Annotated in this window: 10 protein-coding genes; 8 read left to right on the forward strand and 2 right to left on the reverse strand. The window is 62.1% G+C overall.

Features of this window, described 5'->3' with window-relative positions; translation table 11 throughout:
• The first annotated feature begins 180 nt into the window (after window positions 1-180).
• On the forward strand, window positions 181-1,782 hold the full coding sequence (locus HMPREF2875_RS05205; protein ID WP_070670960.1) for a peptide ABC transporter substrate-binding protein: 1,602 nt from the start codon (window positions 181-183) through the stop codon (window positions 1,780-1,782).
• A 22-nt stretch (window positions 1,783-1,804) separates the two neighbouring features.
• Complete coding sequence (locus HMPREF2875_RS05210) at window positions 1,805-2,197, forward strand: arsenate reductase/protein-tyrosine-phosphatase family protein (protein ID WP_070670961.1); 393 nt, start codon at window positions 1,805-1,807, stop codon at window positions 2,195-2,197.
• Window positions 2,198-2,353: 156 nt separating this feature from the next.
• Here HMPREF2875_RS05210 and glgB read toward each other — a convergent pair whose 3' ends face one another.
• Both glgB and HMPREF2875_RS05220 read right to left on the reverse strand, forming a co-directional pair.
• Window positions 2,354-4,474 (reverse strand): 1,4-alpha-glucan branching protein GlgB, encoded by a 2,121-nt coding sequence (gene glgB, locus HMPREF2875_RS05215; RefSeq protein WP_070670963.1) that lies wholly within the window; start codon window positions 4,472-4,474, stop codon window positions 2,354-2,356.
• 48 nt (window positions 4,475-4,522) lie between these two features.
• Complete coding sequence (locus HMPREF2875_RS05220) at window positions 4,523-6,529, reverse strand: maltotransferase domain-containing protein (protein ID WP_070671363.1); 2,007 nt, start codon at window positions 6,527-6,529, stop codon at window positions 4,523-4,525.
• A 118-nt stretch (window positions 6,530-6,647) separates the two neighbouring features.
• On the opposite strand from HMPREF2875_RS05220, the gene HMPREF2875_RS05225 reads away from it, so the two are divergent.
• The 6 genes from HMPREF2875_RS05225 to HMPREF2875_RS05250 all read left to right on the forward strand — a co-directional run bounded on the left by HMPREF2875_RS05225 (window position 6,648) and on the right by HMPREF2875_RS05250 (window position 12,482).
• A complete protein-coding gene (locus HMPREF2875_RS05225) occupies window positions 6,648-7,460 on the forward strand; it encodes an ABC transporter ATP-binding protein (RefSeq protein WP_070671365.1) in 813 nt (270 codons plus the stop codon).
• Between the two features lie 66 nt (window positions 7,461-7,526).
• Complete coding sequence (locus tag HMPREF2875_RS05230; RefSeq protein WP_070670964.1) at window positions 7,527-8,354, forward strand: NUDIX hydrolase; 828 nt, start codon at window positions 7,527-7,529, stop codon at window positions 8,352-8,354.
• A 33-nt stretch (window positions 8,355-8,387) separates the two neighbouring features.
• Complete coding sequence (locus tag HMPREF2875_RS05235) at window positions 8,388-9,539, forward strand: THUMP-like domain-containing protein (RefSeq protein WP_070670966.1); 1,152 nt, start codon at window positions 8,388-8,390, stop codon at window positions 9,537-9,539.
• 34 nt (window positions 9,540-9,573) lie between these two features.
• Window positions 9,574-10,374, forward strand: a complete 801-nt coding sequence (locus tag HMPREF2875_RS05240) for an electron transfer flavoprotein subunit beta/FixA family protein (RefSeq protein ID WP_070670968.1) — start codon at window positions 9,574-9,576, stop codon at window positions 10,372-10,374.
• A 12-nt stretch (window positions 10,375-10,386) separates the two neighbouring features.
• Window positions 10,387-11,346 carry an electron transfer flavoprotein subunit alpha/FixB family protein gene (locus HMPREF2875_RS05245; protein WP_070670969.1) on the forward strand — a complete coding sequence of 320 codons (960 nt, stop codon included), beginning with the start codon at window positions 10,387-10,389 and terminating at the stop codon, window positions 11,344-11,346.
• Window positions 11,346-12,482, forward strand: a complete 1,137-nt coding sequence (locus tag HMPREF2875_RS05250; RefSeq protein WP_070670971.1) for a cysteine desulfurase family protein — start codon at window positions 11,346-11,348, stop codon at window positions 12,480-12,482. The genes HMPREF2875_RS05245 and HMPREF2875_RS05250 overlap by 1 nt, the downstream gene beginning before the upstream one ends.
• Window positions 12,483-12,543: the final 61 nt, after the last annotated feature.

A 12,543-nucleotide genomic window follows, 5' to 3' on the forward strand; every position in this document is an offset into this window, starting at 1 on the left:
GCGGTAGTGGAAGTAGGTTTCTAATACCCCCATGGCCACGAAGCTTAAAACAGGCCCAAAGGCCCCGCAACCGGAGTAGCGAAAAGCTTCCCAAAGCTCCTCGGGTGTGAATTGAGTAATGCTACATTCTAAAAAGTGTTGTAACACACATCTCAGTGTTGCTCTGACAGAAGGAATCTCATGCGCACATCTCGCACTCTCCGAACCGCTACCGCACTGTTGGGAGCAGTGGCACTCACTGTGCCACTGGCCGCGTGTGGCGGAAGCTCTACCGAGGCTGCCGGTGGCGATGCCATCGTCCGCGTCCCCGGTACCGAGCCCCAGCAGGGGCTTATCCCTGCTATGACGAATGAGAACGGCGGCGGGCGCGTCGTCGATATGCTTTACTCGGGCCTCATCTATTACGACGCTGACGGTGAAGTCCACAATGAGATGGCGGAGTCCATTGATAAGGAAGGCGAGAAGACCTACAAGGTCACCCTCAAGCCGGACATTACCTTCTCTGACGGCACGCCGGTGACGGCCGCGACATTCGTCGATACGTGGAACTATGCGGTGGCGAACGAGCAGCTCAACGAGAGCTTCTTTTCCTCCATCAAGGGCTACGGCGAAGGTGTGGAGGAGATGGAGGGTCTCAAGGTCCTCGATGACCGCACCTTCACCATCGAGCTGACACAGCCGGAGAGTGACTTCCCGTCGCGTCTGGGCTATAACGCCTACTTCCCGCTGCCGCCGGAAGCGCTCGAGGATCCGCAGGGCTTTGGTGAGAACCCAGTGTCTAATGGCCCGTACCGGCTCAAGGAATGGAACCACAACCAGAACATTGTTCTGGAGCCGAATCCGGAATACGGCGGGGAGCGCACGCCGAAGAACGATGGCCTCGAGTTCGTCTTCTACGCCGACAGCGGTGCCTCCTACATGGACCTGCTCTCCAATAACCTCGATGTGTTGGAGGCAATCCCGTCTTCGGCATTCGGCAATTACGAGCAGGACTTGGGCGAGCGCCAGGAAACGAAGCCGGCTGCTACTTACCTAGAGATGTCCATCCACGTGGACACCCCGCACTTCAGTGGCGAGGAAGGCGCTTTGCGTCGCCGTGCGGTGTCGATGGCTATCAACCGCGAGGAAATCGCGAAGACCATCTTCCACGGCACCCGCACACCAGCCCGCGAGTTCACGTCGCCAGTGCTCACCGGCTATAGCGACAGCCTGCCAGGCTCGGAGAATCTGGACTTTAACCCCGAGGAAGCCAAGAAGCTGTGGGCCGAGGCCGACAAGAAGTACGGCGCCTTCGAAGACACCTTCCCCATCAACTACAACACCGATGGTGATAACAAGGATTGGGCCGATGCCGTGGCCAATAGCATCAGCAATACCTTGGGTATCCGAGCCGTGGGTAACCCTTATCCGGACTTTAAGTCCTTCCGTGAGGCCTACCGTGCTGAACGCATGGACGGTGCCTACCGCACCGCGTGGTTCGCGGACTATCCGTCGATGGGCAACTTCCTCGGCCCGAACTTCACCACGGGCGTGGCCTCCAATGACTCGAAGTACTCCAACCCGGAGTTCGATGAGCTCATCGTCAAAGCCAATGGCGCTAATTCCCCGGAGGAAGCCGCCAAGCTCTATAACCAGGCCCAGGAGTTGCTCCTGCGTGACCTTCCTGCCATTCCGCTCTTCTACCCGAACGTCGTCGGCGGATGGTCGGAGAACGTCAGCAACGTGACCTTCAACTGGAAGTCCCTGCCGGTTTACTACGAGATCGAGAAAACAGCTCAGTAATCATCGTCTACAGTACGGAGGTATGACCTCCGTACTTTTTCTCTGCAACACCAACCGTGGCAAGTCTCAGATGGCTGCCGCTCTAGCCAAGAAGCACGCGCCGGATTGGGAGATTTATTCTGCTGGCGTGCAAACCACCGAGCAGCACCGTGAGCAGGGCGTGAATGCCGAGGCGCGGGCCTCTCTGACAAAGGTCGGCGCGGACATGTCAGGAACGCCGACGCTGCTTGATGCCGAACTCGCGTCTTCGGTGGATCACGTCATCATCGTCGGTGATGCCGACTATGACGGAGTGGCTGAGCGTTGGGAGATTGAGGACCCGTCCGTGCGTGGCCTAGAGGGAGATGAGCGTATGGATGCGCTGCGCGATGACATTGATGCTCGCGTAAGAGCTTTCCTTGATGCTCACGCGTAGGACTGAAAACTGAAACTGCCTGATCTGCCAAAAGTAGGGGCTGGAATTCGATCCCAGCGGTGATCTTTGGCGGATCGGGCAGTTGTGTCTCTCAGGCCTTGCTTGCGATGAGCGTGAGCACGCGCCGAGCCAGGCTCGGCGCCTAGGCCACTCAGCTTAGCCGCGGAAGGCATACCACTGCACCGAGTTGGCCGGCAGGTGCAGCTGTACGTGGTTGCCTTCGGAGCGCACGCGGTGGGCAAGGTCGTTGCCAGCGCCCTGGTAGACGGCGTCGTCGGTGTTGATGACTAGCTCCCACTCGCCATCGCGCGGCACCCAGAGGTCATAGTTGGGTACCGAGCTGCCGGAGAGGTTGCACACCGCGAGAAGGGCGGAGCCGTCCTTGCCGTAGCGCACATAGCCCAACATGTTGTTGTTGGAGTCATCCGCCTTGACCCATTGGAATCCGTCCTGAGTGTAATCCTGCGACCACAGCGCTGGGTGTTGCTTGTACACCACGTTGAGATCACGCACGAGGCGCTTGATGCCGTGGTGCCACTCATTGCCCCAGCCTTCCAGGTTGGACCAGTCCACGGAGTTGCCCTCAGACCACTCGGTGGTTTGGCCGAACTCCTGTCCCATGAACATCAGCTGCTTGCCGGGGTGGGAGAACATGTAGCCGTAGAGGGCACGCAGGCCAGCGGCCTTATTCCAGTCATCGCCCGGCATACGCTCCCACAGGGAGCCCTTGCCGTGGACAACCTCATCGTGGCTAAACGGCAGCACGTAGCGCTCGGAGTAGGCGTAGACCATGGAGAAGGTCAGCTCACCGTGGTGGTAGCGGCGGTGGATGGGCTCGTGCTTGAAGTACTCCAAGGTGTCGTTCATCCAGCCCATGTTCCACTTCAGGTTAAAGCCAAGGCCACCCTCATGAGTCGGTGCGGTAACACCTGGCCAGGAGGTGGATTCCTCCGCAATGGTGAGCACGCCCGGGTGGGTTCGGTTGAGGGTAGCGTTGGTTTCCTGGAGGAATTGGACCGCTTCAAGGTTCTCGCGGCCGCCGTAGATGTTGGGCAGCCATTCATCGCGGGAGTAGTCCAAATAGAGCATGGAAGCTACCGCGTCGACACGCAGGCCGTCGATGTGGAATTCCTCCGCCCAGTAAAGCGCATTGGCCACGAGGAAGTTGCGGACCTCGTTGCGGCCGAAGTCGAAGACGTAGGTGCCCCAGTCTGCCTGCTCGCCGCGGCGTGGGTCGGGGTGCTCGTAGAGCGCCTGGCCGTCGAAGCGGCCGAGTGCCCATTCATCCTTGGGGAAGTGGGCGGGGACCCAGTCGATGATGACGCCGATGCCGGCCGTGTGCAGGTCATTGATGAGCGCGCGCAGCTCGTCCGGGGAGCCCCAGCGGGCAGACGGAGCGTAGTAGCCCGACACCTGGTATCCCCAGGAACCGCCGAAGGGGTGCTCGGCCACGGGCAGCATTTCCACGTGGGTAAAGCCGTGCTCGAGAAGATAGGGGATGAGTTCCTCGCGCAGGGTGGTGTAGTTGGCGCCGATCTTCCAAGAGCCGACGTGCAGCTCGTAGACGCTCATGGGCACATCGAGGTCATCGTTGCGCTGGGCCATCCACTCGTCATCGGACCATGCAAACTCGGACTTCGTTACGACGGAAGCCGTCTCCGGCGGGGCAATGGTGCGCTTGGCCAGGGGATCGGCCTTATCGATGCGCGGCGAATTCTTGCCATGTACGGCGAACTTATAGCGCTCGCCTTCACCGACGCCCGGGATAAAGACCTCCCAGATACCGGTGGAGCCCAGGCTACGCATGGGGAATTGGGTAGGGTTCCAGCCGCAGAAGTCACCGACAACGGCAACACCTTCCGCATTCGGGGCCCACACGGCAAAAGCAGTACCGGTGACCGTACCCATGTCGGTGGTGTAGGTCTTGAGGTTGGCGCCGAGGACGTCCCACAGACGCTCATGGCGGCCCTCACCAATGAGGTGCTGGTCCAAGGTTCCCAGGGTGGGCAGGAAGTGGTAGCCATCGGCCACCTCAACAGCGGGCTGACCAGGGTAGGTAATGCGCAGGCGGTAGTCGGATTCAACCGCCAGCGGGGCCTCCCAGATGTCATCGCCGACCTGGGTCATGGCGATGGTCTCCGTCGCGGTGACGAGCTCGACGGCTTCGGCACCGGGGCGGCGGGTGCGGACGGTTCCTTGATGCCACCCATAAAAATCATGGGGAGCATGGTGGCGGCAGGAATTGAGACGTTCACGATCGGTGGCCGGGATGTTCATAATGACCAAATTACCTAACTCTCGTCACCCGCGCGGGCCAAAAGACAACTAGGGGCGGTAGTCCTCCACACGGCGCCAGGCCAGCTGCTCCTGCAGGTCATGGTCGGCAGGAGGCAGGATGAAGACATGGGCGACGTCGCGAAGCGGCTCGAGGCGCACAAAGTTGCGGTCGGACCACTCGTAGGCCGAGCCACTAATGGCATCCTGGACAGTGAAGTGGTCACCCGGGTGGCGGCCCACGGCCTTGAGATCCAGGTAGACCGTGGCCTCCTGAGCATTGCGCGGATCGAGATTCACCACGACCAAAACCACGTTACCGGTCGCGGCATCCGCCTTGGAGTAGGCGATGATGGCCTCGTTATCTGTGTTGTGGAAGCGCAGCGTACGCAGCTGCTGCAGTGCCGGATTCTCACGGCGGATGAGGTTGAGCAGGCGGATATAGGATTCCAGGGAGTCACCGGACTTGATGGCTGCCTGGAAGTCACGGGGTCGCAGCTCGTACTTCTCCGAGTCGAGATATTCCTCGCTGCCCGGCTTCACGGCTTGGTGCTCGTAGAGCTCGAAACCGGAATAGACACCCCACAGCGGGGAAAGCGTGGCTGCCAACGTAGCGCGGATGGCAAACATGGCGCGCCCGCCGGTCTGGAGAGACTCGTGGAGAATGTCCGGGGTATTGACAAAGAGGTTGGGGCGGCAAATATCGGCCTGTTCCACGTGCATCTCCGCGAACTTCGTCAGGTCATACTTGGAGGTCTGCCACGTGAAGTAGGTGTAGGACTGCGTAAAGCCGGCCTTAGCCAAACCGAAGAGGCGTGGGGCGCGGGTAAAGGCCTCGGAAAGGAAGATGACCTCCGGGTGGGTCACATGCACCTTGGAAATAAGCCAGTTCCAGAAGTTGGTGGGCTTGGTATGTGGGTTGTCCACGCGGAAGGTGGTGACACCGGCTTCGACCCAAATCATGACGATGCGATAAATCTCCGCGTAGATGGCGTCCGGGTCGTTATCGAAGTTCAGCGGGTAGATGTCCTGGTATTTCTTGGGTGGGTTTTCGGCGTAGGCAATGGTGCCGTCGGCAAGCACGGTGAAAAACTCCGGATTGCTCTTCGCCCACGGGTGATCCGGGGAGGCCTGGAGCGCCAGGTCGAGGGCGACTTCGAGGCCCAATTCCTCGGCCTTCTTCACCAAGGCCTTGAAGTCCTCCATCGTGCCCAGTTCCGGGTGAGTGGTGGAATGATCCTGGATGGCCCACGGTGAGCCGACATCGCCGGGCTCAGCCACAACGGAGTTGTTCTTGCCCTTGCGGTGCACCTTGCCAATGGGGTGAATCGGCGGGAAGTACACGGTGTCAAAACCCATGGCTGCCACGCGCTCGAGTGCCCGAGCGGTGGTCTCAAAGGTGCCGTGCACCGGGTTGCCCTCGGCGTCCCACCCACCCGTGGAGCGCGGGAAGAGCTCATACCAAGAGTTAAACAGCGCATCGCGGCGCTCCACGAGGACTTCGTGGATGTCACCTTCCACGAGGAGGTGGCGCAGTGGGTGGTGGTGCAGAATCTCAGCGACCTCATCAGAAAGCGCGGTACGCACGCGCTTATCGACGTCCCCCTGCTCGTCCCGCAGCGCCTTCGATGCCTTAAACAGCAGCTCAGCCTTCTCGCTCGGGCTTTGAAGTGCGGCTTCTTCGAAGAGCTCCGCGCCATGGAGAAGATCGTTGTTGAGCTCGCGAGCCGATTGGCCGGCTTCCATCTTCTTGGTGACGGCATTGCGCCACGTGGCCATGGGATCAGACCAGGCATCGACGCGGAAGAACCAGCGGCCCGGGGTAGCAGGGGTAAAGACACCATGGACGCGATCCTGGTTATCCGGATCCACTGTCATTGTGACGGAGGAGGTGGAGGGGGATTCGGTGTTCCATACCGACAGGGTTGCGGCAACGGCGTCGTGGCCCTCGCGCCATACCAATGCGGTGACGGGGATAACCTCGCCGACTACGGCTTTCGAGGCTACGTTTCCAGAAAGAGAAGGGCGGACATCGTCGATACCAAGGCGTTGAGTCATGCCCATAGAATAATGCAGCTGTGCCAGTTTCACCGGGGAAGACTGTGTCAGTTACACCGGCGACGGAAAATATCGGCCACAATGGGGGATTGTGAACACTCCTGAGCAAACTGGCGATATGAACCTAGAGAACCAGCCCACCGATGAGGACTGGCTCATCGATTTCCGCGGCGTCGAGCTGCGCCGAGGCGGCAATACCCTCGTCGGCCCCGTTGACTGGCAGGTTGAGCTCGATGAGCGGTGGGTCATCATCGGGCCCAATGGCGCGGGCAAGACCTCGCTCGTGCGCATGGCCGCTGCTGAGGAATTCCCGTCTGCGGGCGTGGCCTACCTCATGGGCGAGCGCATCGGCAAGACCGATATGCGCGATCTCCGCGCGGCTATCGGCATTTCCTCAGCCGCCGTGCAGCACCGCATTCCCGATGGCGAACGCGTCGATGACCTCGTGGTGTCCGCCGGCTATGCTGTCCTGGGCCGCTGGCGCGAGAACTACCAGGACATGGACTTCTCCCGGGCCGATGACATCTTGGCCCAGGTCGGAGCTTCCCACCTGTCCAAGCGGACGTGGGGAACGCTGTCCGAAGGCGAGAAGAAGCGCGTCATCTTAGCCCGCGCGCTCATGTCTAACCCAGAGCTTCTCATTCTGGATGAACCTTCCGCCGGGATGGACTTGGGTGGCCGCGAGGACCTCGTGGGTTATCTGGGTGACTTGGCCCTAGACCCGGATGCCCCTGCCATCGTCATGATTACTCACCACGTCGAGGAAATCCCTTACGGGTTTACGCATGCGATGATCCTGGATGAGGGTAGAGTCGTGGCCAAAGGGCTCATCAATACGGTGCTCACATCGGAGAACCTCTCCACGGCCTTCCACCAGCCCATCCAGGTGGACCGAATCGGGGAGAGGTACTTCGCCCGCCGTATTCGATAAGCCACCCAAGCCCTTGACAGCAGCCCTTGATAGCGCGTGCGCGATATCAATAACACGGAAAGTTGCATGAGCCAGCCCGATCACGACGCCCTGGATGCCATCGATAGTGGCGACACCACCGGCTTCAACGGCGCGCGCTTGGCCGCAACCGTCCTCCTTCTTCGCGATAGCCCCGACGGCATCCAGGTGTGGATTCAAGAACGCGTCCACACCATGCGCAATTACCCCGGGCACGTCGTCTTTCCCGGCGGGGGAGTAGACCCCCGCGATTTCCCACCCCGCTCCTGGGATTCCGGCGAGCTATGGGCTGGGCGCTCGGTAGTCTCCATAGCGCGGCGCATGGGCGTAACGAAGTACAAAGCCCATGCCCTCGTCTTCGCCGCCGCACGCGAGCTCTTCGAAGAATCCGGCACGCTGCTTGCCATCCGTGACGACGGCATCGTCTCCGATGCTTCCCGCTATCACCGCGAACGCGAACTGCTGGAAACTCACGCCATCTCGTTTACAGAGTTCCTCTCCCACAACGGAATGCGCGTCGATGCCGACATGCTCCTGCCGTGGTCGCGCTGGGCAGGGGAAGTTAAGAACCAGTGGTTCGACACGTTCTTCTTCATTGGCGTGTTGCCAGAAGGCCAAGAACCCGATGGCGATACCGGTGAGGCCGACGATGCCGGATGGTTCGACCCACAGCTCGTCCTCGACGGCTGGCGCGCCGGGCTCGTTCGCCTCGCTATTCCCACCTGGGCGCAGCTCAAGCGCCTAGCTTCTTACCGAAGCGTGCAGGAGGTCATGGATGACGCCTCTTTCTCCGACCTGCGCCCCATCATCGGTGACCCCGAAGACGATGAACGCTACCGCGAATTCTTCACCACCTTTCCCGTAAACCGCATCTAGACCGGCTTTGAGAACAATCCTTAAGAACGCACCATGAGCTACACCCTGGACGAAGTTTCCTTCCTTAGTGAGAACGCATCCGTCATCGACGCCGCTGAAGCAGACCTGGAGGGGACGAAGAAGGGGCAGTTGAGGGACGTCGCCAAGCTCCAGGCCCAGTTTGGGGACTATGGGCGCGCCGTGGCCGAGCTGCTCCAAGCTCGGCGCTCCGGCAAGCTGCCACAGGATTGGCTCATGGACCATGATTCAGCACAACAGGCCACGGCGCCGGCAGTCGCTGAGTACCGCGCGCAGTTCCTTAAAGCACGCGGCGTCGACCTCGTCCACGACCTCACCTGCTCCATCGGCACAGAGGGGCAGGCCTATGCGCCCGGCACATATGTGGGCAGCGACCTCGACGCCTCCCGCGTGGCCATGGCGCAACACAACATTGAGCACCCGGTCTTCCGTGCCGACGCGCTCACCACCACAACCACCGCCCGAGTCTGCATCGCCGACCCCGCCCGGCGCCAAGGTGGCAATCGCATCACCCGCTTAGATCAACTGCTACCGCCGCCGGCTGACCTGCTGTCGACCCACGGCGAGATGGCTATCAAATGCGCACCCGGCATCGACCACTCCGAATGGGAAGGTCTAGCCTGCGTGGTCAGCCTCGACGGCGGGGTCAAAGAGACCTGCCTATATACGCAGGGACTTGGAACGGGGAAGAGAGCGGTCATCCTCAACGCAACGCCCGAAGGACTGCACACCGACATCATCGACGATGACCTCGACGAAGACGAGCTTCCCGACGCCGGCCCCATCGGCCGCTTCCTCATCGACCCCGACGGTGCCATCGTGCGCGCCGGGCTGGTGCGCCACTACGCCGCGCGCGAAGACCTGCACCAGATCGATCCGCGCATTGCCTACCTCACCGGCGAGCGCCTGCCGGAGGGTACCTCGGGATTTGAATTCATCGAGATGGTGCCCATGAGGAAGCTCAAGGCGGCCATGGCCGCACACGATGTGGGCTCCCTGGAGATCTTGGTACGCGGGCAAGATGTGGACCCGGACCAGCTGCGCAAGAAGCTCAAGCTCAAGGGCTCGACGGCCAAGACGCTCGTGGTCACCCGCATTGGGGCCAAGGGAGTCGCGGTGCTGTGCGGACCGCGAGTAGTATCGACCGAAGGTAATTACGCACCCTAATAGTTTCAAAATTTACGGAAGGGGAAGTGCCCACATGCCAGTCATTGTGGCTCTGGTTAAGCACGTACCGGATACGTGGTCAACGAAGACCCTCGAGGCGGACCACACCTTGGACCGCACCTCGGTGGATAACGTCATCGACGAGGTCAACGAGTATTCCGTCGAACAGGCCCTGCGTCTGCGCGACGACAATGCCGATGCCGGCTATGAGGTCGTCGCACTCACCATGGGCCCGGCTGCTGCCGATGAGGCTCTGCGCAAGGCCCTGGCCATGGGCGCGGACCACGCCGTGCACGTGACGGACGACGCCCTCGCCGGCGCCGACGCCCTGGCTACCGCCTGGGTTCTCAACGCCGCCATCAACAAGGTGGGAGAGAAGTTCGGTGAGGTCCAGGTCATCACCTTGGGCAACAACTCCTCCGACGCCTCCACTGGCCTTGTTGCTGGCCTCCTGGCCGAGTACCGCCAGCTGCCCGCGCTCACGGAGCTCAAGGCCGCCTCCCTGGCCGGCGCCACCGCCACCGGCACCCGCGAGGATGCCCACGGCCACTGGGAGCTTGAGGCCAACCTGCCGGCCATCCTGTCCTTTACCGATAAAGCCGATAAGCCGCGTTTCCCCAACTTCAAAGGCCTGATGGCCGCTAAGAAGGCTGAGGTCACCACGCTCGCCGTAGCGGACCTGGGCATCGACGGCGTGCCGTCCACCACCACGGTTACCGCCTCCGCACAGCGCCCGGCCCGCACCGCCGGTGAAGTCATTACAGACCCGGATCCGGCGGTGGTTGCTGCCAAGGTCGCGGACTTCCTGGCCGCCAAGAATCTCATCGAGGGTTAAAGGAGAAAACACATGTCTCACGTTTATGTCCTAGTTGAGCACGAAGCAGACCAGCTGAGCCCCGTTACCGGCGAGCTCATCACTGCCGCGCGCGCACTCGGTACCGTCTCCGCTGTCGTCGTGGCCAAGGATGCCGCTACTGCCGCTTCCTTCGACGCCGAATTGGGCAACTTGGGCGCCGCCCAGGTGGTCCAGGCCACCGCCGCGGATTATGAGCAGCGCATCGTCACTCCGGAGGTCGATGCCCTCCACGCCTTGGCCGCCAATAACCCGGCGCCCATCGTGCTGGCCGCCACCCCGACCAACAACGAGATCGCCGGCCGCCTCGCTGCGCGCCTGGGCTCGGGTGCTCTGGTCAACGTTGACGGCATCAATGCCGACGGCAGCGCACACCACACCATTTTCGGTGGCTCCTACGAGACCTCCTCCACGGCCACCGGCTCCGTGGTCTACACCCTGCGCCCAGGCTCCGTGGTTGCCGAGCCGCAGCCGGTCACCGCAGCACCCGCGCCCTTCGAGCTGCCTGCCGCCACCGCGAAGGATGTCACCGTCACCTCCTTCACCCCGGCGGAGAAGACCGCCCGTCCGGAGCTAACCTCGGCCAAGGTCGTCGTGGCCGGTGGCCGCGGCGTGGGCGATAAGTTCGCCGACGTGGTGGAGCCGCTTGCCGACGCCCTCGGTGCCGCCGTCGGCGCCACCCGCGACGCTGTGGACGAAGGTTTCTACGACCCTGCTTTCCAGATTGGTCAGACCGGCGCGACCGTCTCCCCGAAGCTCTACATCGGCCTGGGCATTTCCGGTGCTATTCAGCACACCTCCGGCATGCAGACCTCGGAGACCATCGTGGTGGTCAACCAGGACCAGGACGAGCCCTTCTTCCAGATCGCTGACTTGGGCGTGGTGGGTGACCTCCACGAGATCGCCCCGGCTCTGGCCAAGGAGCTCGAGGCCCGCAAGGGGGCCGGCAACTAATGCCGCTCTACCTCGATTACGCAGCCACCCAACCCATGCGCCAAAGCGCCATCGACGCGTGGACTACAGCAGCTAGCTCCCTCAACCCGGGCGCGTCCTATGCCTCAGGCCGCAAAGCGCGCTCCGTGCTTGACGACGCCCGCGAAACCGTCGCCGAGCTGCTCGGCTGCGAACCCATCGAGGTCATTTTCACCTCCTCCGGCACGGAGGCGGACAACATCGCCATCCAAGGCCTTTTCCGCGCTGCGCAGTCGGCTTCGCCCGAAGCCGCGCAGCGCATCGTTTCGACCCCCATCGAGCACCCTGCCGTGCTCGAGACCGTGGAGAGGCTCCACGCTGAGCACGGCGCCACCGTTGACCTGCTCCCAGTCGATTCCACCGGTCACGTCAGCGATTTAAGCGCCCTGGATACACCGGCCGCGGTGGCCACCTGCATGTGGGCCAACAACGAGACCGGCGCCATCCAGCCGGTCGCGGACATTACCCAGCGCGCCGCTGCGCAGAATACCCCAGTGCACATCGACGCCGTGCAGGTCGCCGGCAAACTGCCCATCAACTTCCACGAGCTGGGTGCTACCACACTCGCAGCCAGCGCCCACAAGTTCGGCGGGCCCCGCGGCATCGGCCTGCTGCTCGCACGCCGTACCCCCGCCCCTCAACCCATCGCGTTTGGTGGCGGCCAAGAGCGTGGCATCCGCCCCGGCACCGTCGACGTAGCTAGTGCGAGTGCGCTCGCCGCAGCTCTGCGTGAGTCCGTCGCGGAAATGGAGCAGGAGGACACCCGCCTGACTGCACTCCGCGACAAGCTTCAGGCTGGCATCGAATCCAGCATCGACAACGTCATCATCAACTCTGCCGAGCCCACCCTGGCCTCCCACCTGCACGTGTCCTTCCCCGGAACGGACGGCGATAGCCTCATCATGCTGCTTGATGCTGCCGGCATCGAAGCCTCCGCTGGCTCCGCCTGCCACGCCGGTGTCAACCGCATGTCCCACGTGTTGGAGGCCATGGGCATCGACGAGGAACATGGCCGCGGCAGCCTGCGCTTTAGCCTGGGACGAATGACCACTGAAGAGGACATCGACGTGGTTATCAACGAATTACCGGAGATTATCCGTCGCGCGCGGTCGGTATAGGAGAAAACGACCAAAAACGTGCCGCTGTTCAGACACGTGCCGTAATCTACGGCGTTGTGCC

It is taken from the genome of Corynebacterium sp. HMSC078H07 (assembly GCF_001812805.1).
Lineage (GTDB): Bacteria > Actinomycetota > Actinomycetes > Mycobacteriales > Mycobacteriaceae > Corynebacterium.